This is a genomic window from Nannocystis exedens, from assembly GCF_002343915.1.
GTDB classification, from domain to species: Bacteria; Myxococcota_A; Polyangia; order Nannocystales; family Nannocystaceae; genus Nannocystis; species Nannocystis exedens.
On record NZ_NETK01000001.1, the window covers coordinates 5,600,080 to 5,624,733 of the forward strand.

16 protein-coding genes and 1 tRNA gene are annotated in these 24,654 nt (G+C 73.2%); 10 read left to right on the plus strand and 7 right to left on the minus strand.

Going from position 1 to position 24,654, the window contains the following annotated elements; translation table 11 throughout:
• Positions 1-19: 19 nt before the first annotated feature.
• A complete protein-coding gene (locus NAEX_RS22090) occupies positions 20-2,854 on the minus strand; it encodes a tetratricopeptide repeat protein (protein WP_170135905.1) in 2,835 nt (944 codons plus the stop codon).
• A gap of 113 nt (positions 2,855-2,967) precedes the next feature.
• Here NAEX_RS22090 and NAEX_RS22095 point away from each other — a divergent pair, with 113 nt between their 5' ends.
• The 6 genes from NAEX_RS22095 (at position 2,968) to NAEX_RS50520 (ending at position 8,835) form a co-directional block, all read left to right on the plus strand.
• On the plus strand, positions 2,968-3,489 hold the full coding sequence (locus NAEX_RS22095; protein ID WP_143140227.1) for a hypothetical protein: 522 nt from the start codon (positions 2,968-2,970) through the stop codon (positions 3,487-3,489).
• 128 nt (positions 3,490-3,617) lie between these two features.
• Complete coding sequence (locus tag NAEX_RS50515; RefSeq protein ID WP_170135906.1) at positions 3,618-4,100, plus strand: hypothetical protein; 483 nt, start codon at positions 3,618-3,620, stop codon at positions 4,098-4,100.
• A gap of 32 nt (positions 4,101-4,132) precedes the next feature.
• A complete protein-coding gene (gene prmC / locus NAEX_RS22100; RefSeq protein ID WP_170135907.1) occupies positions 4,133-5,047 on the plus strand; it encodes a peptide chain release factor N(5)-glutamine methyltransferase in 915 nt (304 codons plus the stop codon).
• A 152-nt stretch (positions 5,048-5,199) separates the two neighbouring features.
• Positions 5,200-6,237: a hypothetical protein gene (locus NAEX_RS22105; protein ID WP_096329458.1), complete on the plus strand. Its 1,038-nt coding sequence runs from the start codon at positions 5,200-5,202 to the stop codon at positions 6,235-6,237.
• A gap of 416 nt (positions 6,238-6,653) precedes the next feature.
• Positions 6,654-8,207 (plus strand): TROVE domain-containing protein, encoded by a 1,554-nt coding sequence (locus tag NAEX_RS22110; RefSeq protein WP_096329459.1) that lies wholly within the window; start codon positions 6,654-6,656, stop codon positions 8,205-8,207.
• A gap of 481 nt (positions 8,208-8,688) precedes the next feature.
• Positions 8,689-8,835, plus strand: a tRNA-OTHER gene (locus NAEX_RS50520).
• Positions 8,836-9,343: 508 nt separating this feature from the next.
• Here the strand turns inward: NAEX_RS50520 and NAEX_RS22115 are convergent.
• The 5 genes from NAEX_RS22115 to NAEX_RS50525 form a co-directional block, all read right to left on the minus strand.
• On the minus strand, positions 9,344-9,997 hold the full coding sequence (locus tag NAEX_RS22115; protein ID WP_096329460.1) for a hypothetical protein: 654 nt from the start codon (positions 9,995-9,997) through the stop codon (positions 9,344-9,346).
• 1 nt (position 9,998) lies between these two features.
• A complete protein-coding gene (locus NAEX_RS22120; protein ID WP_096329461.1) occupies positions 9,999-10,814 on the minus strand; it encodes a helix-turn-helix domain-containing protein in 816 nt (271 codons plus the stop codon).
• Positions 10,815-10,840: 26 nt separating this feature from the next.
• The gene (locus NAEX_RS22125) at positions 10,841-12,961 is read right to left on the minus strand and encodes a cation:proton antiporter domain-containing protein (RefSeq protein ID WP_245913778.1); all 2,121 of its coding nucleotides are present in this window, start codon (positions 12,959-12,961) and stop codon (positions 10,841-10,843) included.
• A gap of 93 nt (positions 12,962-13,054) precedes the next feature.
• Positions 13,055-13,507 carry a hypothetical protein gene (locus NAEX_RS22130; RefSeq protein WP_100792757.1) on the minus strand — a complete coding sequence of 151 codons (453 nt, stop codon included), beginning with the start codon at positions 13,505-13,507 and terminating at the stop codon, positions 13,055-13,057.
• 120 nt (positions 13,508-13,627) lie between these two features.
• A complete protein-coding gene (locus NAEX_RS50525) occupies positions 13,628-15,142 on the minus strand; it encodes a pentapeptide repeat-containing protein (protein WP_170135908.1) in 1,515 nt (504 codons plus the stop codon).
• A 60-nt stretch (positions 15,143-15,202) separates the two neighbouring features.
• On the opposite strand from NAEX_RS50525, the gene NAEX_RS53045 reads away from it, so the two are divergent.
• The 3 genes from NAEX_RS53045 to NAEX_RS22150 all read left to right on the plus strand — a co-directional run bounded on the left by NAEX_RS53045 (position 15,203) and on the right by NAEX_RS22150 (position 21,943).
• On the plus strand, positions 15,203-17,536 hold the full coding sequence (locus tag NAEX_RS53045) for a methylmalonyl-CoA mutase family protein (RefSeq protein WP_177325868.1): 2,334 nt from the start codon (positions 15,203-15,205) through the stop codon (positions 17,534-17,536).
• A gap of 56 nt (positions 17,537-17,592) precedes the next feature.
• Positions 17,593-19,698 (plus strand): methylmalonyl-CoA mutase, encoded by a 2,106-nt coding sequence (gene scpA, locus NAEX_RS22145; protein ID WP_245913963.1) that lies wholly within the window; start codon positions 17,593-17,595, stop codon positions 19,696-19,698.
• A 364-nt stretch (positions 19,699-20,062) separates the two neighbouring features.
• Positions 20,063-21,943 carry an Hsp70 family protein gene (locus NAEX_RS22150; protein ID WP_170135909.1) on the plus strand — a complete coding sequence of 627 codons (1,881 nt, stop codon included), beginning with the start codon at positions 20,063-20,065 and terminating at the stop codon, positions 21,941-21,943.
• A gap of 364 nt (positions 21,944-22,307) precedes the next feature.
• Here NAEX_RS22150 and NAEX_RS22155 read toward each other — a convergent pair whose 3' ends face one another.
• Entirely contained in the window at positions 22,308-23,009 is a 702-nt protein-coding gene (locus NAEX_RS22155; RefSeq protein ID WP_096329467.1) for a M12 family metallo-peptidase, read from the minus strand.
• A gap of 691 nt (positions 23,010-23,700) precedes the next feature.
• Here NAEX_RS22155 and NAEX_RS22160 point away from each other — a divergent pair.
• Positions 23,701-24,495: a hypothetical protein gene (locus NAEX_RS22160; protein WP_096329468.1), complete on the plus strand. Its 795-nt coding sequence runs from the start codon at positions 23,701-23,703 to the stop codon at positions 24,493-24,495.
• The last annotated feature ends 159 nt before the right edge of the window (positions 24,496-24,654 follow it).

Consider the following 24,654-nt stretch of genomic DNA (forward strand, 5'->3'; position numbering starts at 1 on the left):
AAAGGGCATGTCCTCGGGTTCACTTCGCGGTGCGGACGCGCTCCATCGCCTGCTTGGCGGGGGCGGGCAGCTTGGGCTCGGCGCCGGCGCGGGCGGCGAGGATCTTGGCGCGGGTGGTGTCGCCGGCGGCCTCGGCGGCGAGGGCGAGGACGACGAGGGTGTCGACGGGGCCCTTGGCGAGCGGGCCGTCGTTCATGTTCTTGAGGGCGCGGTCGCTGAGGCTGCGGGCGCGGGCCTTGTCGCCGGCCGCGGCGGCGCGCAGGGCCTGCGCGCCGAGGGTGAGCGGGTGGAGCGGGGCGATCGCGGCGGCGCGGTCCAGCGCGTAGTCGCGGTTCGGCGCGTCGGCGGTGACGGCCGCGAGCATCACCAGGCGCGCGGCCGGGTCGTAGCTCATGCCGTCGATCGCCAGGCCCTCGCGCAGGAGCGCCTTCTCGCGGGCGACGTCGCCGTCGCGGCGGGCCAGCTCGGCCAGGCGGACGATCGGCTCGACCGACTCGGGGCGGAAGCCGCGGGCCTTGTCGTAGTGCTCGGCCGCCTGCTTCCAGCTCGGGCCCTGCATCAGCACCTCGGCCAGGGTCATGCGTGAGACGTAGCCGTCGCCGCGGCCCTGGATCAGCTGCTGCAGCGCGCGCGCGGCCGAGGTCATGTCCTTCTTCTGCGCGTGGGCCAGCGCCTCGGCCAGCAGCTTGTCGCGCTCGTCGGGCTTGTCGCCGCGGCTCTTGGCGGGCTCCCAGCCCTTGATCTTGCTGTCGAGCTGGCCGAAGAGCCAGGTCTCGAATTCCTGCTCGACCACCGCGAGCGGCTTGCCGAGGTGGCGCTCCATCAGCGCCTCGGTGGTGCCGCCCTCGCCGTAGCCCTTGAGCATGGCGATCAGGCGCGGCAGGCCGTAGGTCTCGCCGAGGTAGCGGACGGCGTAGGCGGCGGTGGTGTAGGCGACCTCCATCGCCTGGGCGCTGCCGGCCCGCAGGAACGCGAGCTCGAGCTCGGACAGGCGGCGCAGGGTGCCCTTGCGGCGGGCGACGGCCAGGAGCTCGGCGCTCTCGCGGGCCCACGACGGGTCGGCGAGCTCGGACTCCCACTCGGACAGGCCCTCGGTGAACCACCGCGGGACGCGGCCCTTGCTGAGCTGGACGGCGTAGACGTGGGCGAGCTCGTGCCACACGACCTGGTGGAAGTTGTGGGTGCCGGCGTAGGGGCCGAGCGCGGTGATGAGGCGGCCGAAGCACACGCCGACGGCGCCGAGGCTGGGCACGCCGATCGTGCGGACCGAGAAGTCGCTGGGGTCGGCGAACACCTCGATGCGCAGCGGGGTCGGGCGCAGCGCGTAGCGCTTGTCGAGGCTCTGGCGGGCACGGGCGATGATCGCCAGCATGTCCGGAGAGACATACTCCTGGTCCTCCTTGAGGAGGCGCAGGCTGAGGTCGCCGTCGCTGACGTCGGTGTAGAGCGGGTCGATGCGCTGGTCGTAGAGGTCGAGGGTGTTGCGGGTGCGCTCGTTGAAGCGGTCGCGCTTCCACGCGGCCTTGAGCGCGGCCCGGCCCTCGGTCTCCTTGCCGAGGCGCAGCAGGTTGAGGCCCATCGCCGACTGCACGTAGGCGTTGTCGGGCGCCCGCTTGGCCGCCTCGTCGAGCACCGCACCCGTCTGTTCGTACATGTGCATCGAGACGAGCAGGTCGGCCAGCGCGAGGTAGAACGGCAGCGGGTTGCCGGCCGCGGCCTGGTCGCGCAAACGGGCGTAGGCGGCCTGGTCGTCGCGGGCCAGCGCGGCGCCGGCGAGCACCGCCAGCGCGTCCGGGTGGCCGGGGCTGGCCGCCAGCATGTCGCCCTGCGCCCGCGCGGTCGCCTCGTCGCGCCGACCCTCGACCAGCGCGACCTTGGCCAGCACGCCGAGCGCCTCGGGCTGGCGCGGGTTGACCTGCAGCGCCCGCTGGGCCGCCTCGCTCGCGGCCGCCAGGCGCAGCTCCTCGAGGTGGGCCGCGGCGACCCCCGCCAGCGCCTCGGCGTGCCACGCGTCGCGGCGCAAGATCTGCTCGTACGTCTCGATCGCCTCGGCCGCCGCGTACTTCTCGCGGAACATCGCCCCCCGCAGCAGCAGCGCCCGGTCGCGCAGCGCGAACGCGGGCTCGAGCGAGGCTGTCTCGAGGGGCAGCTTCTCGGCCTCGCCGAGCACCATGTTGGCGTCGTGGAACGCGCCCGTCGAGCCGCGGGCCAGCGCCGCCCGGGCCACCGCCGTCAGCTCCTCGACGCTCTTGGCCTTGCCGGCGTCGTAGGCGTCGTAGAGCTGCTCGCGCAGGGCGACGGCCTTGGGGTCCTTCTCCTGCCCGGCGGCGACCAGCAGGCTGAGCAGCTCGCCGCGGGCGGGCAGCTCGGAGGGATCGGCGGCGGCTCTCTGCAGCAGGGCGATCGCGCCGGCCTGGTCGCCGCGCGCGGCGAGCAGTCGCGCCAGCAGGCGCAGCCGCGCCGGGCTCGGCTGGCCGGCCTTGAGGTCGAGCGCGGTGGCGGCGAGGTCGGTGGCGCCGGTGGCCAAATGAGCGTGCGCGAGCGCGAGGCGGACCCGCTCGTCACCTGGCTTTTGGCGCAGGGCGCCGGCGAGGAAGGCGGCCGCGCCCTCCGGGTTGCCTTGCTCGAGCGCCGCGAAGGCGCCGGCCAGATCGTGGACGAGGGCGGGCTCGGGCCGCTTCGGCGGCGGCTTGGCGACCGGCTCGTCGCCCTCCTCGGGGACGTCGAGGCCGCCCAGCTCGAGCGGCGGCGGAGCTGTACGTTCGGACAGGTCAGAGCTCGCCGGCGGGCCTGCGGCCGGTGGGGCCGTGCGGCACGCGGCGGTGGCGGCGGCGAGGGCCGCGAGCAAGCGCACGGGCCACGCGGCACGCGGACGGGACGACCATGAGCGCGGCATGGGGGCGGGAATTGTGCGAGCCGCGCGCGGCCGTGTCAAAGGAATCCGAGGGCTCTGCTATGCTGGCGAGCATGGCAGCCAGCAGCAGCAGTCACACGGCCTACCCGAGCGAGGTGTACGAGTCCTTCGACGCCTTCATGCAGCAGGTGATCAAGGACACCTACGAGCGCGGGGCCAAGCGGCCGGAATTCGTGGCCCTGGTGCTGGCCTCCGGCGAGCTGCTGCCGATGGCCTGGGGCAAGATGAAGAAGAGCGGGATCCGCGAGCTCGCGGTCGGGGTCGGCGGCGTCGTCGCCCTCCGCTACGGCCTCGCCTACATCGTCAGCGGCCCGATCGGCGTCGCCCTCACCGGCTTCACCGTCGCCGCCATGGTCTCGTTCTTCTGGCAGAACCAAAAAGAAGTCCTGGCCCGCCGCAAGCCCTACAAGCAGCTCATCAACGACACCCGCGAGAAGTACGAGGACATCCAGGCCCGCTACCACGACGGCGTGTACGACTCGGGCGAGCGCGCGCTGATGGTCGAGGGCCTGCTGCGGCGCATGGTCGCGCAGATCGAGGCGCCGCTCGAGGAGCCGGCCAAGGCCTCGTCCTGAGCCGGTAGTTTTCGCTCCGTAGCTGTCCCGAGAGACATGTCCTCGCGAGCGCAGCCGCGCGAGCGCGCCCGCCGCGGCGCGAGCGACGACGGCTGGTCATCCCCCGCGAGGTGCGCGACACGAGAGCCATGCCGCTGCAGCGCGTCACCCACGTGCCGTCCGACCTGCCGCTCGGCGAGGGCCGCGACCGTTACCTCGAGCAGAACGGCTTCTCGATGGCCGAGTACTCGTCGCCGACCTTCGCGTTCTACATCTTCGGCCGGGCGGTGCGCCTGCCGAACCCGCCGGCCCGCCGCCGCGTGGTCGCGCTGCACGACCTCCACCACGTGCTCACCGGCTACGGCACCGACCTCGCCGGGGAGGCGGAGATCGGCGCCTGGGAGCTGCGCGCCGGCTGCAACACGCCCTTCTTGTGGATGATCAACCTCACCGCCGTGGTCGGCGGGCTGTTCGTCGCGCCGCTGCGGACGCTGCGGGCGTTCCGCGCCGCGAAGGGCCAGCGCTCGCTCTACGTCGACGGCCGCGACGCCGAGGTGGTGCTGAAGATCCCGATCGCCGAGCTCCGCGGGCAGCTGGGGATCCCCGCCGGCGGACACACCGCCGCGCCCTGAGACCCCGAAGTCCAGGCTACACTCCGCGCCCCGTGTCCTCCGCGTCCCCGCCCCGACCCGCGCGCCAGCAGCTCTGGACCGTCCAGGAGGTGCTGCAGTGGACCGTCGAACGGTTCGAGCGCGCCGGCTTCGGCGAGGCCCGCGCCGACGCGCAACACCTGGTGGCGCAGGCGCTCGGCTGTTCGCGCATGCAGATCTTCCTCCGCTACGACGCGCTCGTCGACGACGACCAGCGCGCCACGCTGCGCGAGCTGATCCGTCGGCGGCTCGCGCGCGAGCCGGTGGCGTACATCGCCGGCAAGCGCGGCTTCCACGGGCTCGGGCTCGAGCTCGCGGTCGACCGCCGGGTGTTGATCCCGCGGCCGGAGACCGAGCACCTGGTCGACTGGTTGCTCGAGCTGCTGCCGCCGCCGCCGCCGCCGTTCCCGCTGCATGTGCTCGACGTCGGCACCGGCTCGGGGGCGATCGCGCTGGCCGTCAAGCACGCGCGCCGCGACGTCGACGTCGTCGCGGTCGACGTCTCGCCCGACGCCCTCGCGGTCGCGCGCGAAAACGCGGCCAGGCTCGGCCTGCAGGTCGCGTTCGCCCGCGGCGATCTCCTGCGCGGCGTGCCGGTTGCCGCCGGCGGCTTCGCGGCGGTGGCCGCCAACCTGCCGTACATCGCCTCGCCGGAGCTCGCCGGGCTGCAACCGGAGGTCCGCGACTACGAGCCCCGCCTCGCGCTCGACGGCGGCCGCGACGGCCTCGACCTGGTGCGGCGGCTGATCGACGAGTGCGCGGCGCCGGGGGTGCTGGTGCCCGAAGGCCGGCTGTTCCTCGAGATCGGGCTCGGCCAGGCCGAGGCGACGCGCGAGCTGCTGCTGGCGCGCGGCTACCAGGCGGTCGAGATCCGCCGCGACGCGGCCGGGATCGACCGGGTCGTCAGCGGCGCGGCGCCGGTCGGCTGACGAACTGGCGGCCAGGACGCCGCTCTCCTATCCTGACGCGGATGCCGTCTCGTCCGCGCGCAGGTGGCCGCCGGCCGGCCCTCACGCGCGCCGCCGCGCTGGCGCTCGGACTTGTCCTTTTGGACATGTCCTGTGCGACAGGAACCGAGAGGATGGTCCGCCGCGCGGTGCCGGCCGGGATCGACGAGACCCTCAAGACGCTCGAAGACCCGCAGGTCCGCAGGCGCATCGACGACCTGCTCGACCTGCCCGAGGTCCAGCAGGCCGCGCGCGACCTGGCCGAGCAGGTCGCGGCCGGGGCGTTCGACGGGCTGACCGACGAGCAGCGCCTGGCCAAGGTCCGCCGGGTCAGCGAGGACTACGTCGGCGCGCTGTCGAAGGCCGTCGGCCAGGGGCTGCGCGAGGACGTGAGCCCGGCGGTGGTCGACACGACGCGGCAGGCGGTCGAGCAGGCGCTCCGGTCGGCGCTGTCGCCGACGACCCGGCAAGGCGCGGCGAACATGGCCGAGGCGCTGACCCGCAGGACGCTGACGACGCTGAGCGAGGGCCTGCGCGACGAGCTCGGCCCGGCGACGCAGACGGTGCTCGAGCGCAACGTGGGCCCGGCGATCCAGCGGGTGGTCGAGGACAACGTCGGCCCCGCCCTGCGCCACACGATCGAGAAGGACGTCGCGCCCGCGCTGCGCGACGCGCTGACCCGCGAGCTCGCGCCCGCAGCCGGACGCGTGTCGCGCGAGGTCAGCCGCGAGGCGCTGCTCGGCGCGGTCGATGCCCTCGACGTGGTCGAGACCGACCCGCAGTACCAGGCCTTCCGCGAGCGCTTCTGGGGCCGCATCGACGACACGCTCCACAAGGGCGCGCAGGTCGGCGAGCGGATCGCGTGGGTCCTCGCGCTCATCGTCGTGATCCTCGGGCTCCTGCTGGCCCGCGCGATCGTGGTCCGCCGCCGCGAACAGACGGAGCGCGAGCGCAGTGAGCGGATGCTGCTGGCGATCTTGCACGAGCTGAAGCAGGGCGGGGCAGTGAAGGTCGAGCAGGTGGTCGACCACGTCCGCGCCCGCGACCCCGACCTCGCCCGCTCGCCCTCGCTCAACGCGATGATCCAGCGCGCGATCGCCATCAGCCGCGACCTGTTCGACGGCCGACCCGACCTCGACGGCAAGCCCGACTCGCCGCCGAAGCGCCCGTGACGAGCGCTGTCTTTCGATGAGATGTCCCGAGGGACAGGCGGCGAACCTGGCCCTCGATGAGCTGGCTTGAAGGTCAGGCGAGACCGAGGTCGAGGAGTTGTCCCGAGGGACAGGACCTGCTCCCTTCCGTCGGCCCGAGGCCCGCGCACGAACGCCTCCGCGGCTCCGCGAGGACCTGGCCCGAGAGACAGCCCTCTGCAGGCGTCGACCTGCGTGAAGAGCGAGCTGTCCTGAAAGCCATGCGGTCGGCTCCGCCCGCGACGACCGTCTACCGGTAGATATCGCCGGATAAGAGAAAAGTTCCATTTTTCCCCGGGCAAAGACATTCAAATATTCGGAATTACGCAGACCCGGCCCTTCTCTCGGCGCTCGGCCTGCCGCCTGCTCAAGGGGGGGACAAGGACAAGGAGCCCGTCATGGTCAACCTCTCGATCTTCACCTCCCGCAAGGTTGCTCCCGCCGCGAACGCGGTGAACGAGGCCGGGGGTCGGGCGTACGCCTTCAGCGACAAGCACGCGCTGGCGCAGTACGCCGCGACCGGCTGCCTGAACAACACGTTTTATACGAGCGGGCAGGGCCAGCTCGACGCGGTGCGGGCGCTGGTCGCCAAGGTCGACGCCGAGTTCGTGGCGAAGACGGCCGTGTACACCCGGCAGCACAGCCACATGAAGGACATGCCGGCGCTCTTGCTGGCGGAGCTGGCGAGCCGCAACGGCGAGATGCTCGACAAGGTGTTCGGGCGGGTCGTCGACAACGGCAAGATGCTGCGCAACTTCGTGCAGATCGTGCGGTCGGGCGCGACCGGGCGGCGCTCGCTCGGGACGCGGCCGAAGCGGCTGGTGCAGCGGTGGCTCGACCGGCGCACCGACGCCCAGGTGCTGGCGGACTCGGTCGGCAACGACCCGTCGCTGACCGACGTGCTGCGGATGGTCCACCCGAAGCCGGGCAACGACGGCCGCCGGGCGCTCTACGGCTACCTGCTCGGTCGCCCGCACGACGCGGACAAGCTGCCGCCGTGCGTCCGCGCCTTCGAGGACTTCAAGGCCGGGCGCGCGAGCGACGTGCCGGACGTGCCGTTCCAGCTGCTCACCGGCTCGCCGCTGCCCGAGAGCGCGTGGCGGGCCATCGCCGCCCGCGCCGGCTGGCAGATGCTGCGCATGAACCTCAACACCTTCCTGCGCCACGGCGTGTTCGACGACGCGGCGCTCACCAAGGCGCTCGCCAAGAAGCTGGCCGCGCCCGAGGAGGTCCGCAAGGCGCGGGTGTTCCCGTACCAGCTGCTCATGGCCTACAAGCAGGCCGACGTCGCGGTCCCGAAGAAGATCCGCGAGGCGCTCCACGACGCCATGGAGGCGGCGCTCGACAACGTGCCCGAGGTCGAGGGGCAAGTCTACGTCCTGCTCGACGTCTCGGGATCGATGCACTCCCCGGCCACGGGGCACCGCAAGGGCGCGACCACGGCGGTCCGCTGCATCGACGTGGCGGCCCTGGTCGCCGCGGCGTTCCTGCGCAAGAACCCTGACACCGAGGTGATCCCGTTCCACGACAAGGTCGTGCCGTGCAAGATCGACGGCCGCGACAGCGTCCTCACCAACGCGCAGCGCCTGGCGCAGCTCCCGTCCGGCGGCACCAACTGCGCGGTGCCCCTGCAGGAGCTCAACCGCCGCAAGGCCAAGGGCGACCTCGTGATCTACGTGTCCGACAACGAGTCGTGGATCGACACCCGCAGCGCGTGGCGCCGCGGGACGCAGGTGATGGAGGAGTGGGGCGAGTTCAAGCGCCGCAACCCGAACGCGAAGCTGGTCTGCATCGACGTCCAGCCGGGGGCGACCACGCAGGCGCCTGACCGGAAGGACATCCTCAACGTCGGCGGCTTCTCCGACGACGTGTTCTCTCTCATCGCCGCGTTCGCGCGCGGCGGCCTCGCGGGCGAGCACTGGGTCCGCGCGATCGAGGCGGTCGCGCTGTGAACGCCTGAGACCTCTGGCTGCGAATGCCGGGCGGGACTACATCGTGGTTGACGCTGTCTCGCCCACCGCCTCGTCGCAGCCGCCTATCTCCGGGCTTCGAATGCCGGAGGGACTACATTCCAACGGTGAGGCGCCGGTTCGACTCCGGCCCGCCCCGTGTGTGGGGCGGTAGTTCAGCGGACAGAACGCACTGGTCGTCTCTTCAATCCCTCGTCGAAGCCCACCTTCTCACGCACCACGATTTCGGGCCCCGAATGCCGGGGGGACTACATCTTTAACGGTAGGGTCGCCGGTTCGAATCCGGCCCGCTCCGAGTATGGGGCGGTAGCTCAGCGGCAGAGCGGACCGCAGTTCGTCCCTTCGATCCCTCGTCGAGGCCCACCTTTTTCGCACACCCACGCTTTTGGACTCCGAATGCACGGAGGGATTACATCTTACGGAGATCGAGGTCGCTGGTTCGAATCCAGCCCGCTCCGAGTATGGGGCGGTAGCTCAGCGGGAGAGCGCGGACGTCTCTCCGACCCTCGTCGGAGTCCACCTTTTCTGTCACGCACCGTTTCGGGCCGCGAATGCCCGGGGGGACGACATCGTCACGTCGAGGTCGTCGGTTCGAACCCGACCCGCTCCGCTCGCCCGGGGCGGTAGCTCAGACCGGTAGAGCACATTTCTGGCTGCGAATGCTCGGCGGGACTACATCTCTTCACGATCACACGTCTCGCCGAATCCTCGTCGCGGCCGCCTTTCTCCGTCACGCACCGTTTCGGCCCTCGAATGCCCGCGGGGACTACATTTTTAAGGTCGAGGTCGTCGGTTCGAATCCGACCCGCTCCACGCTCACGGGGCGGTAGCTCAGCCTGGTAGAGCACGAAACGTCTCCGTACCTTTCGTCGAGGTCCACCTGTCTCTGGCTGCGAATGCTCGGCGGGACTCCATCTTCACACGATCGAACGTCTCGTCGAATCCTCGTCGCAGCCGCCTTCTTCAGGGTCGCGAATGCCGAAGTGACTACAAAGGGACCACGAGGTCGCTGGTTCGAATCCAGCCCGCTCCCTCGCGGGAACGGTGGCTCGGTCTGGTAGAGCGCGTGGTAAGAATGTCGCTTCGAACCTCGTCGCGGCCCGCCTTTTCTTGGCGTGTCAGCGGTAGATCTTCGCGCGCGCGGTCGTCTCGCGCACGGTCCCGCCGGCGTCGTCGCGCAGCTCGGCGAGCGCGCGGACGCGGTGCGGCGGGCTGAACGACTGGCCGCAGCGCGGGCCGCCGCATACCCATGTCTCCTGCGTGGCGCGGTACACCGACGAGGCGCGCGCGCAGTGAGGGCACGCCAGCGGCTGCGCCAGGTGGGCGTAGAGCTTCTTCAGCTTGCTCGGCAGCGGCAGCGGCGGCGGCTCGGCCGGCGGCGGACCGGCGCTGGTCGGACGGCGCAGCGACACCAGCACGACGTCCTCGCCGGGCATCACCCAGACCCAGCGCGCCGCGTCGGGGAGCCCGGCCAGGGCGTAGCTGTCCTCGTCCTCGAGGCGGAACGCGAGCGCCTGTCCTTGCGGACAGATCTGCGCGCGGGCCAGGAGCGCGTGGATCGTCGCCGGCGCGGCCTCGCTGACGTACGGGATGGTCCCGCCGCCGGCGAAGCGGACGACGAAGCCTCGCGGGGAGATCTCGGTGTCCGTCTCGCCGGTGAAGAGCGCCCGCAGGATGCTCGAGGCCCGCGAGTTCGGTCGCGGCTCGAAGGTCGCGCCTTGCAAGATCTCTCGGACCCGCGCGAAGTGGACGGGCGGGTCGTTGCTCAGCATGTCAGCCGAACTCGCTCTCGACGTGGCGCACCCGCCCGAGCGCGGCCTCGGGCGTGCTCGCCTGGCACAGGTCGGCGACGGTGGCGGGCGTGGCCAGCCGCGCGGCCCGGGCCAGCAGCTCGAGCGGCGAGCGTCCGCCGCCGACGAGCACGAGCAGCATCTGCAGCGGGATATCGTCGGGCGTGGCGACGGGGAGCGGCCGCGCGAGGGTGACGAGCGCGGCGACCGGCTGGACGCTGGCGCCGAGGGCGTGCGGGACGGCGACGCCGTGCCCGACGCCGGTCGGTGACTCGCGCTCGCGCTCGCGGATCTCGGCGGCGATCGCCGCGGCGCTGAGCCCGGGCGCGGCGTTGGCGAGGCGCACGGCGGCGACGTCGATGGCGTCGCCGAGGTAGCTGCACGACAGCTTGAGGATGACGCGCTCCGGGGCGAGCAGCTCGTGCAGGCGCGGGGTCGCGGGCCCGGCGGTCGCGCCCCGGGCCGGGAACTCGGCCTCGAGGAAGGCGTGGACGCGCGCCAGTTGGGCGGCGCTGAGCTTGCGGCGGGCGATCTCGAGGAACAGGTAGCTGGCCGAAGGGACATCCTCGAGGTAGCGGGCGACGAACGGCGAGACGCGCTGGGCCAGGTCGATGAGGAGGGTCGGCGGGAGGTCGAGCGCGCGGGCGATCGCCATCAGGCGGTCGGGCGTGGGGGCCTGGTCGTGGCCGTTCTCGACCCGGCTGAGGTACGCGCTCGAGACGCCGATCTTCTGCGCGAGGGCGCGGAGGCTGACGCCGGCGTCGACGCGGAGGAGGCGGAGGGTGGCGCCGAAGTGCATGGGGGCTCGCGGGGGATGATACGCGACTAGCCGTGCGCGACCGCGTCGGCTTGCGGCTCGGTGAGCGGGCGCGGCCGTCGTTGCGCCGGCTGGGCCCGCTCGTGGTGGTGGACGACGAGGAAGGAGGTCGGGCAGCGGGTCATGATCTGGTCGGGCGAGAGCGGGGCGGCCCCGAGCACGACGAGGTCCTGGCCCAGGGCGGCCTTGACGACCAGGTCGACGGCCTTGTTGCCGTCGTCGACGGCCTCGACGACCGTGACCTTGTCGGCGGCCATGCCGGCGAGGAAGGCGTCGACGCGCGGGGCGTCGGCGTTGCGGAAGCGGATCCGCAGGATCGTGACCTCGGCGCCGACGGCGAAGGCCATGCGCCGCGCGAGGCGGACCGCGAGCTCGTCGTGGGGCGCGCCGCAGAACGGGACCAGCACGCGGCGCACGGCCGTGAGGTCGCGGCTGACGAGGACGGCGACGTCGGCCCGCGCGTCCTTCATGACGTCGTGCACGGTGCCGCCGAGGAGGGCCTGACCGAACAGGGTCTTGTGCCAGCCGAGGAGGATCAGGTCGACGTCCTTGACCTCGGCGACGCTGCAGATGTCGCGCGCGGGCTCGCCGGAGACGAACGACATCGGCCGCACGTTGAGGCCGTGGTCGCGGCTGCGCGCGAGCAGGGGCTCGAGGGCGCCCGGGCTCTCGGGGCTGTGCTCGTCCTCGAGCAAGGTGGAGGTACGCTCGGCGGGCCGGTGCAGCTGAAGGCCGTAGAGGCGGTCGGAGGCGGTCTGCTTGCCGACCAGGGCGCCGGCGATCTGGGCCATGCCGGGGCCGGAGCGGTCGAACGCGACGCACATCAGGACGCTGAAGCCCTCGGGCAAGGTGACGCGCGTGTCGGGCTGCGGCGGGTCGATCACGTCCGCTGCCAGCAGCTCCGGCGGGTAGACGACCTGCAGGATCGGCGTGGTCATGAAGGTGGTGACCAGCGCCATCAGCACCATCATCGTGAACAGGGTCGGCGAGATCACGCCGAGCTCGAGGCCGATGTTGAGGACGATCAGCTCCATCAGCCCGCGGGTGTTCATCAAGATCCCGAGGGCCGTCGACTCGCGCCAGCCGAGGCCGGTCCAGCGCGCGGCGACGTAGCTGCCGCCGAACTTGCCGAGGCAGGCGACGGCGATGATGAGCGCGCACTGGATCCACGCCTCGGGCGTGTTGAGCAGGCCGATCTGGGTGCGCAGGCCGCTGAGGGCGAAGAAGGTCGGCAGCAGGACGATGACGACGATGTCCTCGAGCTTCTCGGCCAGCACGCGGGCGAAGCCGCCTTCGCGCGGGATGATCGCGCCCATCAAGAAGGCGCCGAACAGCGCGTGGATGCCGATCAGCTCGGTCGCCCAGGCCGACAGGAACAGCAGCACGAAGGTGACGGCGACGATGTTCTGCGTCAGGCCCTCGCGGCCGGTGCCGCGCGCGGCGACGCGGGCGAGGAACGGGCGCACGAGCAGCAGCATCCCCAGCGTGTAGGCGACGGCGAGGACGGTGGTGACGATGGCCTCGGTCAGCGCGGTGGCGCGGACGATCGAGACGACGAAGGCGAGGATGCACCAGGCGGTGACGTCGTCGACGGCGGCGCAGGTGATGGTGACGGCGCCGACCTTGGTGCGGAGCAGGCGGCGTTCGGTGAGGATGCGCGCCAGCACCGGGAAGGCGGTGATGCTCATCGCCGCGCCCATGAACAGGGTGAACGACGAGAAGGCGACGCCCTCGGGCATCAGCGTCGGGTGGATGTAGAGCGCCAGCACGGCGCCGAGGGCGAACGGGACGACGATGCTCGTGTGGCTGATGAGCACCGAGGTGTGGCCGCGCCCGCGCAGCAGGCCGAGGTCCATCTCGAGGCCGACCAGGAACATGAAGAGGATCAGCCCGACCTGGCTCAGCATGCCGAGGATCCCGAGCGAGGCCGCGGGGAACAGCGCGGCCTCGACGTCGGGTGCGACGAGGCCGAGCAGCGAGGGCCCGAGCAGGATGCCGGCGACGACCTCGGCGATCACGAGCGGCTGGTGGATCTTCCGCGCCGCCAGGCCGAGCAGGCGCGCCGTGACGATGATGACGACGAGCTGCGCGATCAGGAGGCAGAGCGGGCTGTGCAGGAGAAACGCCATGATGCCTCGTTCGTCGGTGATTAAGTGCTCGCTTATCACCGGCCCGCGGCGGGCGTCAATCCGGGCCGAGGCCCCCGGCAGTCGCCGCGAGCGCTACACCGGGCGCACGTTGTAGCGCCGCCGCAGCGCGGCGATCGGCACGTCGAGGGACCGAGCATAGTCGAAGAAGGGCCACGGCGCGCTCATGCGACGGGCGCGTACGATCGCGCGGAGCACCCGCGGGAGCGCGCGAGCGCTGCCGGCGGTCAGGTTCCACCAGCCGATCTGCTGGATGATGCCGGCGATCTCCGGGCGCCCCAGGTAGGAGGCGTAGCGCCGCAGGCCGACGTCCGAGCCGAAGATCGTCCAGGTGTCGGCGACGGCCTCGTCCTCGACGGTGGTGCCGAGGCCGAACAGGACGTGGCAGGCGTCGTGGGCGCGGATGAACTCGCGCAGCTCGCCGTCGCCGGGCGGCAAGAGGCCGGGGTTGGCGGCGGCGAACGCTTCGAGGCCCTCGGCGAGGGTGAGCGGGCAGTCGGGCGCGAGGTAGGCTGGCTTTTGGGTCATGTCACTCCGGGCGCGCGCAGCGAGCGTCGGCATGATCATGGCACGGACGCGCCGCGGCGACCGACGGCGACCGCTCGGCGGGCTCGGCGCTTGTCCGGCCGGACATGCCCCTTCAACAGCTCACCCCGGCGCGTTGGGGGCGGCGGCCTTGGCCTCGGCGAGGATCGCTCGCGCCGCGTCGATGCCGGCGGCGGCGCGCAGGCGGGTCATGGCCTCGCGGTTCTTGGCGTTCTGCGCCGGGCTGACGCCGAGCTTGGCGGCGTAGTCGTCGCTGTAGACGCCGAGCCACCACCAGGCGGCGGCGCGGACCTTGGGGACCAGCGGGGTGCGGTCGACGGCGCTGAGGTCGGCGAGGGCGAGGTCGGCGTCGGTGAGGTCGGCGCTGGCGAGGTCGCACTGGGCGAAGTCGACGCCGCCGAGGTTGGCGCTGCCGAGCTGGGCCTGCTTGAGCACGGCCTTGCGCAGGCTGGCGCGGGTGAGGTCGGCGCGCACGAGGTTGGCGTCGGTGAGGACGGCGTCGACGAGGACCGCGTCGACGAGCTTGGCGTCGGTGAGGTTGGCGCCGCTGAGGTCGGTGCGCGCGAGCTGGGAGATCGACAGGTCGGCCAGGGCCAGGTTGGCGCCGGGGAACTTGGCGTCGTAGAGCGCGGCCTGGCGGATGCTGACGCCCGGGAGCTGCACCTGCGGCAGCTCGGTGCTGTGCAGGTCGACGTGGTCGAGGAAGGCGCGCGACAGGTCGATCTCGCTGACGTCGACGTTGGTCGCCGACAGGTAGCGCAGCACCTGCTCCTGCTCGGGGCTCTTGATCTGCTCGGTCACGCTGTTCGAGACCGGGTCGACGCCCTTGTACGGCTGCAGCTGCGAGACGGTCGCGGTGATCAGGAGACGTGTCCCCTGGGTCAGCTTCTTGCGGTCGTCGTCGGAGCCGGGCTTGCCCGGGTCGCCCGCGATCGCGGCGAACACCTCACGCGCGGTGGTCTGGCGGCGGTCGGCGATGCTGAGCGCGATCTCGACGGCCTGGCGCTTCTCCTCGAACTCGAGCTGCTTGATCGTCAGGTCGGTCTGGACCCGGATGAGCTCGTTCTGCTCGGTCATCCGCTCGACCTGCATGAACGAGGTGAGGAACACGGCGAAGCTGATCGCGCTGCCGAGCACCGCGAACAGGGCCGACAGCGCGGCCATGCGGAAGAAGGCGGCGAGGCCGAGGCCGGCGACCTCCTCGACCGCGGGGCGCAGGCGACGGAGCCGCTCCCAGATACCCGGGAGGTGGCTCATGTCGCGCTGCAGGACCACCACCGCGAGCTCGTCGCCGAGGCCCGGCAGCTCGCTGCCGGCCTGGCGCAGCATCTGAAGGCCGTGCCGCTGCAGGCGCTTGCGGCGCGCCTCGAACAGATAGTGGCCGACCACGGCGCCGAAGATCAGCGCGGCCAGGACGAGCATCAGGCCGCTGGCGATGTACCAGGCGGCGTCGAGCTTGAGCGCGACCCCGCCGAGGAGCGCCAGCACGACGCCCACCGCCATGCCCTTGATCATCGACGGTTCGGTGAACCACAGGACCAGGCGGACGATGGGGTTGCGCGACGGGCGGAACGGGGGCGGCGACGAGGGCGAGGTCACGGGCAGCGGCTGGTTCATCGCGGGCTCGGGGCGGGGCGCACTATAGCTGGTCGCACGCCCGCGGCGTATCATCGGCGCGTGGCGGACGACGACGCGACGCGCGACAGCCTCTGCGGATTCCCCCCGGTCACGCTCGCCGACTGGCGCGAGCTTGCCACGCGCGAGCTGGGGGGCGCCTCCACCCAAAAACTCGTGGCCCGCACGCCCGAGGGCCTGGAGCTCGCGCCCCTGGTGACCGCCGAGGACGTCGGCGCCGCCGTGCCGCGCGCGCCGCTGCTGGCCCGCTCCCGCCGCGGCTGGGCGGTCGCCCAGGAGTACCGGCAGACGCGGGCCCACGCGGCCGGGGCGGCGGCGGCCGACGACCTGTCCCACGGGACAGAAGCGGCGTGGTTCGTGCTCGACGAGGCCGTGGCGGCCGGGGTGGCGAGCGGGCGCGCAGCGGCGGGCGAGGGCGCGGCGGGCGGGGACGCAGACAGCGGCCGCGCCGAGGCCGCGGCGAGCGAGCGCGAGGTCGCAAAGAGTGGCCGCACGGCGGCCACCGAGGTCGCGGCGGGCGAGCGCGAGGTGGCAAAGCGCGGCCGCACCGCGGTCGCGGCGAGCGAGGGCGCGGGCGTCGGGCGCGGCAGCGAAGGCCGCGCGCGCGCCGGGGTGGTCGTCGGCGACGCGGCCGACGTCGCGGCGCTGCTCGCGGGCGTCGACCTGGCCCGGGCCGAGGTGGTGATCGACGCGGGCGTGCGGGCGCTGCCGGTCGCGGCGGCGCTGGCGGCGGAGGCCGAGCGGCGCAACGTCGCGCCCGGGCAGCTGCGCGGGGCGGTCGCCGGCGACCCGCTGGCGCTGCTGCTCGCGGTCGGCGAGATCGGCTGGTCGATCGAACATGTCTATCAGGACATGGCCGAATTGACAGGCTGGGCGCGGGCGACGGCGCCGGGCCTGCGCACCGCGCTGGTCGACGCGACCGCGTGGCACGAGGCCGGGGCGAGCGCGGCCGACGAGATCGCGGGGGCGCTGGCGGTCGCGCTGGAGCACCTGCGCGGGCTCGTGCGCGCGGGGGCGACGATCGACGCGGCCGCCGAGGCGCTGCTGTTCGTGCTGGCGGTCGGGCGCGACCTGCCGCTCGAGCTGGCCAAGCTGCGGGCGGCCCGGAGCCTGTGGGCCCGGGTCGCGGCCGCCTGCGGCGTCGGTCCCGAAGGACAGGTGATGCGGCTGCACGCGCGGGCGTCGCGGCGCGAGCTGAGCAACCTCGACCCGTGGGTCAACCTGATCCGCGCGACCACGGAGGGCGTCACGGCGGCGCTCGGCGGCGCCGACTCGGTGGCCTTGCCCGCCCTCGACGAGGCGCTCGGCGAGCCGTCGCCGCTCGGGCGCCGGCTGGCCCGCAACACGCAATTGCTGCTGCGCGACGAGTCGCACCTCGGCGCGGTGCAGGACCCGGCCGGCGGCAGCTACTCGATCGAGCGCACGACCGAGGCGCTGGCGCGGGCGGCGTGGGACCGGCTGCAGGCGATCGAGCGCGAGGGCGGCCTTTTGGCGTCGCTGCGCGCGGGGGCGGTGCAGGAGCGCGCGGCCGCGGCCGCGCGGGCGCAGGAGCAGGCGGTGGCGACGCTGCGGCTGCCGATCGTCGGCGCGAGCCGCTACGCGGCGCGGCCGATGGGCCCGCGGCTGGGGGCCCAGGCCGAGCGCGACGCGGCAGCGCCGGGCGCGGGCGAGCGCGGCGCGGGCGACCCGGGCTCCGCGGGCCGGTCGACGAGGCCGAGCGAGGGCGAGGCGGCGGTTGGCGACGCCGGGCGCGCGGGGGCGAGTCGCTCGGCCGGGCGCGACGCGGCTGTCCCAGAGGACCTGTCGCATGCGCCATGGCCGGACGTACATGCACTTCGGAGCATGTCCGAAGTGCAAGCCAAGTTCGTGGCCGGTCGCGGGCTCGGCGGGTTCGTCCGGCCGGGGCCCGGGGAGCGGGTGACGCCGCTCGGGCGCGGGCGCCTGGCGGCCCCGTTCGAGGCGCTGCGGGCCCGCGGGGAGGCGCTCGGCTCGCCGAAGGTCGCGCTGGTGCCGTTCGGCACGGCGAGCGAGGTGCGGCCGCGGGTCGAGTACGCGCGGGCCTACTTCCCGGTCGGCGGCTTCGAGGTGGTCGAGGCCGAGGCGACGGAGGAGCTGCAGGTGGCGGCGGCGCGGTTCGCCAACAGCGGGGCCCGGGTCGCCGTGATCTGCGGGACCGACGCTCGCTACGCGACGGCGGTGCCGGAGCTGGTGCCCGGGCTCAAAGCCGCGGGCGCGCGGGTGATCGTGCTGGCCGGCCGGCCCAAGGACCAGTGGGAGGCGCTCGCGGCCGCGGGCGTCGATGTGTTCATCGCCGCCGGCGCCGACGTCCTGGCGGCGCTCGGCGCGGTGCAGCAGCGCCTGGAGGTGCACGCGTGACGACGACTCGGCCGTTCCCCGACTTCTCGCAGCTCGGCTACGACGAGCTGCCGCAGGTGTCTGTTGCGACAGGTCCCGAAGGACAGGCATGGACGACGCCGGAGGGCGTCGCGGTGCCGCCGAGCTACGTGCCCGAGGCGCTGGAGGCGATCGAGCCGGCCTGCCTGCGCACGCTGCCGGGCCTGCCGCCGTACACCCGCGGGCCGTACGCGACGATGTACACCCAGCGGCCGTGGACGATCCGCCAGTACGCCGGGTTCTCGACGGCCGAGGAGAGCAACGCGTTCTACCGCCGCAACCTCGCGGCCGGGCAGAAGGGCCTGTCGATCGCGTTCGACCTGGCGACCCACCGCGGCTACGACTCCGACCACCCGCGCGTGCTCGGCGACGTCGGCATGGCCGGGGTGGCGATCGACTCGATCCTCGACATGCGGGTGCTGTTCGCCGGCATCCCGCTCGACCAGATGTCGGTGTCGATGACGATGAACGGGGCGGTGCTGCCGATCCTCGCGCTCTACGTCGTCGCGGCCGAAGAGCAAGGAGTGCGGCCGGAGCAGCTCAGCGGGACCATCCAGAACGACATTTTGAAGGAGTTCATGGTCCGCAACACGTACATCTATCCGCCCGAGCCGTCGATGCGGATCGTGGCGGACATCTTCGCCTACACGGCGAAGCACATGCCGCGCTTCAACAGCATCAGCATCTCCGGCTACCACATGCAGGAGGCGGGGGCGACGGCCGACCTCGAGCTGGCCTACACGCTGGCCGACGGGCTCGAGTACGTGCGCACGGGGGTGCGCGCGGGCCTCGACGTCGACGCGTTCGCGCCGCGGCTGTCGTTCTTCTTCGGCATCGGCATGAACCTGGCGATGGAGGTCGCCAAGCTGCGGGCGGCGCGGCTGCTGTGGGCCAAGATCGTGCGCGGCTTCGGGGCCAAGAGCGACAAGAGCCTGGCCCTGCGCACGCACTGCCAGACGTCGGGGTGGAGCCTGGCGGCCCAGGACCCGTACAACAACGTGGCCCGCACCTGCGTCGAGGCGCTGGCGGCGGTGCTCGGCGGGACGCAGTCGCTGCACACCAACAGCTTCGACGAGGCGCTGGCGCTGCCGACCGATTTCTCGGCCCGGATCGCCCGCAACACCCAGATCTACCTGCAAGAGGAGGCCGGGGTGTGCCGCACGATCGACGCGCTCGGCGGCAGCTACTACATCGAGTCGCTGACGCACGAGCTGGCCCAAAGGGCATGGTCTTTGATTCAGGAGGTCGAGTCGCTCGGCGGGATGGCGCAGGCGATCGTGCAGGGCCTGCCGAAGCTGCGCATCGAGGAGGCGGCGGCGCGGACGCAGGGGCGGATCGACAGCGGGGCGCAGGCGGTGATCGGGGTCAACCGCCAGCGGCTCGAGCAGGAGGAGCCGCTCGAGGTGCTGGTGGTCGACAACTCGGCGGTGCGCGCGGCCCAGCTCGCGCGCCTCGAGGAGCTGAAGCGCGGGCGCGACGAGGCGGCCACGCAGGCGGCGCTCGCGGCCCTGACCCGCTGCGCCGGCGACAGCCAGGGGAACTTGCTGGCGCTGGCGATCGACGCGGTGCGTGCGAAGGCGACGGTCGGCGAGGTGAGCGCGGCGCTCGAGCAGGTGTGGGGCCGCCATCAGGCGGTGACGCGGACGATCCGCGGGGTCTATAGTGCGGCGGTGGACGACGACCGCAGCGTCGCGCGCGTGCAGGCGAGGGCCGAGGCGTTCGCCCGCGCGGAGGGCCGCCGGCCGCGCCTGCTGGTGGCGAAGATGGGCCAGGACGGCCACGACCGCGGCGCCAAGGTGATCGCCACCGCGTTCGCCGACATGGGCTTCGATGTCGACATCGGCCCGCTGTTCCAGACGCCGGCCGAGACGGCGATGCAGGCGGTCGAGAACGACGTCCACGTGGTCGGGGTGTCGTCGCTGGCGGCCGGCCACCTGACGCTGGTGCCGGAGCTGCGCGCCGAGCTGCAGCGCCTCGGCCGCGACGACATGATGGTGGTGGTCGGCGGCGTGATCCCGCCGCAAGACGTCGCCACGCTCGAGGCGATGGGCGTGGCCGCGGTGTTCGGCCCCGGCACGGTGCTGACGCGCGCGGCCGAGGCGATCATCGACGAGCTGGCGCGCCGCCTCGGCCACGGCGAGTAGGCGGCCCGGAGGGCGCGAGCGCGGCACCAAACCGGGGCCGCAGCCGACGACGGGCGCTGCGGCTGGCCGGCGCCGCCGCGCCAGCACGAGGTGTCTCGAAGGACAGGTGAGCCTCCTGCGCGGACGACCGTGCGGGCGGCGAGCGCGGCTCCTCCCCCGCCTGCGCTCCCGTCCGCTCCACACCGCCCGCCGCGCCCGGAGCCGAGAGGGCAGGCCGAGCGGCGGAGCGTGCGGTCGGGCCGCCGGCGCCGCGACCCGCTCACGGCCACGCGCTCGGGCGAGGCCGTGATCTTCGGACATGTCCCGAGGGACAGGTGATGCGGGTGTTGACAGCGATGGCGGGGGTTGCAAGAGTGCGCCGCGCATGAGCACGGCGATCGGGATCGATCTGGGGACGACGCGCTGCACGGTGGGGATCTTCGAGCACGGTCGGGCGTCGGCGCTGCTGCAGGGCAAGGGCGTGATGGTGCTGCCGGCGGCGGTGGCGATCGACGGCGAGGGCGCGGTGGTGGTGGGCGACCGGGCGCGGCGGATGGCGCTGCTGCGGCCGGACGCCAGCCAGCTCTACGTCCACCGCTTGCTCGGGCGCCGCTTCGAGGCGGTGACGCCGGGGGTGTGGCAGCCGCAGACGCTGGTGCGGGCCGAGCACGGCGACGCGTCGGTCAAGCTGGGCGACCACTCGCTGCTGCCGCAGGCGCTGGTGGCCGCGCAGGTCGCCGAGGTGCGGGCGGTCGCCGAGGAGCAGCTCGGCGAGCCGGTGACGCACGCGGTCGTGACGGTGCCGGTCCACTTCGGCGACGCGCAGCGGCGGGCGCTGCTGCACGCGTGCCGGCTCGGCGGGCTCGAGGTGCGGCGGCTGGTCCACCCGACGACCGCGGCGGCGCTGCTCTACCAGGCCGAAAGGACAGGTGTCGACGACGAGGTGATCGTGGTGGTCGACGCCGGCGCGGGCGGGGTGAGCTGCGCGGTGGTGGAGATCAAGGAGCGCGAGGTCGCGGTGCTGGCCCAGCGGGGGCTCGCGCTCGGCGGCGAGGACATCGACGGGCGGATCGCCGAGTGGCTGCTGAGCGAGCGCGGCGAGGAGGGCGGCGACCCCGAGCTGGTGCGCTCGCGGATCCGCGACGCCGCCGAGAAGGCCAAGATCGCGCTGTCGGAGCGCAAGGACGTCGAGGTCCACCTGCCGTTCCTCAGCGCCGACGAGGCGGGCCCGAAGCACCTGGCGGCCAAGTTGACGCAGGCGCGGCTCGAGAAGCTGGCCGGCGACGTGGTCCAGCGGATCGCCGGGCTCGTGGCCAGGGTGTTCGAAGAGTCAGGTGTGGCCCAGGACCGCGTCGGCGAGGTCATGCTGCTCGGCGGGACCAGCCGGATCCCCGCGCTGCACGAGAAGATCGAGGCGATCTTCAAGAAGATCCCGTCGAGCAAGCTGGACGCGGTCGACACCGTCGCGCGCGGGGCGGCGATCCTCGCCGGGCTGCTGGCGTCGCGTCACCCGGAGGTGCGCGTCCACGAGGCGCTGGTGCAGCCGCTGGTGGTGCGGCTCTCCGGCGGCGAGGTGCAGACGCTGCTGACGGCGCGCGCGGCGGTGCCGGCCGAGACGGCGGTGGTGCTGAACACGCCGGGCGACGGGCGGGCCTCGGCGGAGGCGCGGCTGTACCAGGGCGACCGCGGGGCCGAGGAGGATGACCTCTTGGCCAGCTTCGTGGTGACGGGCCGGCCCGAGGTCGAGGTCAAGCTGCGCGTCGACGACAACCAGGTGCTCGAGCTGTCGGTGCGCGAGCTGCTGCGCGGCAAGGAGGCCCGGCTGCACGTGCGCGAGCGCGGCGGGATCCCCGAGGAGCAGCTCACTGCCATGGTCGAGGCGGCGCGCGAGCGCGAGGCGGCGGGGCGGCTCGAGCGCGAGGCGCACGAGCGGCGCACGCGGCTCGAAGGGATGGTCCAGCGCTGCGAGCGGATCCTCGCCGAGCAGGACAAGCTGGCGCCCGAGGTGCGCGCGACGGTGGAGGGCGGCCTGCGCGACGCCCGGGCGGTGCTGGCCGGCGGCGACCCGGAGCTGGTGCGCACGGCGATCGACGGGCTGGCGGCGCTGCTGCAGCCGCTCGGCGGCGAGTGGGCGGCCATCGCCGCGCCTCCGCCCCCGCGCGCCCGCCTGCAGCCGGTCGTGGCCGCGCCCCCGGCCCGCGTGCGCGCCGAGGCGGCCAACGCGCTCGAAGAGCTGGGCGAGGTCGTCGAGGAGGACGACGAATAGAGTCTGTCTCGGCGGACATGCGCCGACAGGCATGTTCGTCAAGGCATGTGCCATGGGGCATGTCGCGGCTCGGCCGCAGGCCGCGGGCCGGCCTGCCCTTTGGGACACGCGTTCGGCGCCGATGAGGGCGACGCGGCGCGAGGCCCGGCCCGGGCCTCGACACGAGTCGCCGGGCGGCCTGTCCTCGGGGCACACGCTCGGCGCTGGTGAGGGCGACGCGGCGCGAGGCCCGGCCCGGGCCTCGACACGAGTCGAGGGGCGGCATGTCCTTGGGGACATACGCGCGGCGCGGGTGAGAATGTTTCTTCGCGAGATCCAGCCCGGGCCGGCGCGCTCTGGGCGGCGTGCCTTCAGGGCCAGGCGCTCAGCGCTGGCGGGCGACGAAGGCGAGGGCGCCGCTGCGCATGCGCCGGCCCTGGTCGAGCGTGAAGATCTGGCGCGGGCCCTGGCGGCAGGAGCACATCAGGTTCTGGTGCGAGGTGTCGTGCTCGAGGCCGAAGAGGTGGCCGAGCTCGTGGACGAAGGTGGTGGCGGGGGCGTCGTTGCTGACGATGAGGTACTCGCGGTTGCGCATCTTGCCGAGCAGGCCGCGGTAGCGCCAGTGGAGGCCGCGGACGCTGCGGTCGGCGCGGAGGGCCCCGCCGAGCTCGAGGTTGCCGACGAGGAAGACGTGGACGGTGCCGTCGGGCGGGGCGAAGGTGGCGAGGCGCCGGCGATCGCGACGGTGGCGGATCGAGGCGAAGCCGTCGGGCAGCAGCTCGACGCGGGCGACGTAGACCTCGATGCCCGAGGCGCGCAGGGCCTCGTTGGCCCGCCACACGGCGCGGTTGAGGCGGCGCAGGTCGAACACGACCTTGTCCGCGCCGGTGGCGACGTGGATCGTCAGCGGCAGGCGCACGAGCCGGGCGCCGGCGCGCAGCTCGGGCTGCGATTCGCCGCGGATGTCGGGGACGACGTGCTTGTCCGCGGCGAAGGCCGGCGTGAACGCCAGCGCAGTGACGAACAGGACCGCCAGCGCTGCGAGGCGCGGACCGACGTGCCGACCGAAACGCGAGGCCAGTATCACCCGAGGATCGACAGTACCCGAAACGCAGCGGAAAAAAACTGCGCGGTGCGCACCGAGGGGTGCGAAGCACATCGCGCGGGTGATCGCGAGCATGCAGCGAACGGAGGCTCGGGGCCTACGCGATCACGGGTGTCCGCGGACCGCCGCCTGACCCGAGCCGCCGCGGACAGTTTGTGAAGAACGCAGCGCTTCGCCGCGGGCCATGACACGGGCCGCGGGCGCCCTGCAGCCGGCAGCAGGGGGCGTCATGCACGCGATCAGGTCTGGAGCACGCGAGTGCCCGGCAGCTCGCAGCGGGGCGGAGCGTCGCGCACGCGATGGGCTGGAGGTACGCGGGCGCGCTGCAGGCCGCAGCGGGGTGCAGCGCGTCGTGCACGGGATCACGGGTGCAGGCACGACGCCGTCTGCAAGCACGCGCACGCGGCGACCTTGCAGGCCCGCAAGCACGCGCGCGGGGACGTCGCGGACGCGGCCAGGCCCGCACCCGGGCGCCCGCGGGGCCGCGAGCACGCGCGGGGCGTTGCGGACGCGGCCAGGCCCGTCCCGCGGGGCCGCGAGTACGCGCGGCGCGTCGCCGACGCGGCCCGGCCCGCACCCGGGCGTTTCGTGGGGCCGCGGGCACACGCGCGGGGCGTCGCGCACGCGAGCTGGCCTGCAGGGGCGCGCCGGTGCTGCTATCTTGCGGCGGAACATGCTGCAGTTCGGAGAGCGGGCCGCGAAGGCCCCGGAGTTCGTCCCCGACCCCGAGACTCGCACCTGGCTGGCGCACAGCCTCGCCGTCGTGGTGGCCCACCTGGGGCCACCCGCGCGCAAGCAGCAGTGGGTGTCCGAGTCGCCGCTGAAGAAGGCCTCGCCGCCGCGCGACCTCGACGCGCTGTTCGAGCTGGTGTGCGCCGCCCAGGAGCACATCGGCCAGGGCGACGTCGAGATCACGCTGGCGCCGCCGGGAGCAGGCGCTGCGGCAGTGCCGCCGGGCTTCAAGGTGCTCGGCGATCCGTCGGGACACCTGCTGCACACGTTCGTGCGCGGGTCCGAACTCGCGCTGGTGGTGATGCCGCAGGTGTTCCGCGCGCCGACGCTGCTGCTGGGCAACCTGGCCCGCGAACTGGGACGGATCGGCTTGTGGATACAACCGACGTCGTCGCCGGCGCTGGCGGAGATCGACGGCGAGGCCGCGGCCGAGCTGGCGGCGATCTCCCTCGGCCTCGGCGTGTGGGTGGCCAACGGCGCCTACATGTTCGAGAACGCCTGCTGCGGCGGCGGCTGCGGCATCGACCTGCGGAACATGCGGGCCGGCCTGTCGCTCCCGGAGGCCAGCTACGCGCTGGCCCTCGACGCCCACCGCAAGGGCCTGTCCCGCCGCGCCGCGGCGAAGCAGCTCGAGGCGACGCAGGAGGTCGCCTTCAAGAAATGCTTCGAGGCGTGCGCGAGCGACGTGATCGCCGCGCTGCCGCCGGCCCGCGAACGACCGGCGCTGCGGGCTTGAGAGCGGGAGGGCATGTCCGGGGGGACATGTTCTTTCAAGCAGAGGCGAGCGGCCAGGGCCTGTACTGACGAGCCTCGATGGCGGAAGGGACATGTACGCAAGGGCATGTCCCTTCGGTCTGATGCGCGGCCGGCTCCGTGCTCGGCCGCCAGGACCCGG

Bases quoted from the DNA above. Each gene is read 5' to 3' on its own strand.
- NAEX_RS22125 (WP_245913778.1), bottom strand. From the start codon at position 12,961: ATGGCGTTTCTCCTGCACAGCCCGCTCTGCCTCCTGATCGCGCAGCTC.
- NAEX_RS50525 (WP_170135908.1), bottom strand. From the start codon at position 15,142: ATGAACCAGCCGCTGCCCGTGACCTCGCCCTCGTCGCCGCCCCCGTTC.
- NAEX_RS22110 (WP_096329459.1), top strand. From the start codon at position 6,654: ATGGTCAACCTCTCGATCTTCACCTCCCGCAAGGTTGCTCCCGCCGCG.
- NAEX_RS22115 (WP_096329460.1), bottom strand. From the start codon at position 9,997: ATGCTGAGCAACGACCCGCCCGTCCACTTCGCGCGGGTCCGAGAGATC.
- NAEX_RS22120 (WP_096329461.1), bottom strand. From the start codon at position 10,814: ATGCACTTCGGCGCCACCCTCCGCCTCCTCCGCGTCGACGCCGGCGTC.
- NAEX_RS22150 (WP_170135909.1), top strand. From the start codon at position 20,063: ATGAGCACGGCGATCGGGATCGATCTGGGGACGACGCGCTGCACGGTG.
- NAEX_RS22130 (WP_100792757.1), bottom strand. From the start codon at position 13,507: ATGACCCAAAAGCCAGCCTACCTCGCGCCCGACTGCCCGCTCACCCTC.
- NAEX_RS50515 (WP_170135906.1), top strand. From the start codon at position 3,618: ATGCCGCTGCAGCGCGTCACCCACGTGCCGTCCGACCTGCCGCTCGGC.
- NAEX_RS22160 (WP_096329468.1), top strand. From the start codon at position 23,701: ATGCTGCAGTTCGGAGAGCGGGCCGCGAAGGCCCCGGAGTTCGTCCCC.
- NAEX_RS22105 (WP_096329458.1), top strand. From the start codon at position 5,200: ATGGTCCGCCGCGCGGTGCCGGCCGGGATCGACGAGACCCTCAAGACG.
- NAEX_RS22095 (WP_143140227.1), top strand. From the start codon at position 2,968: ATGGCAGCCAGCAGCAGCAGTCACACGGCCTACCCGAGCGAGGTGTAC.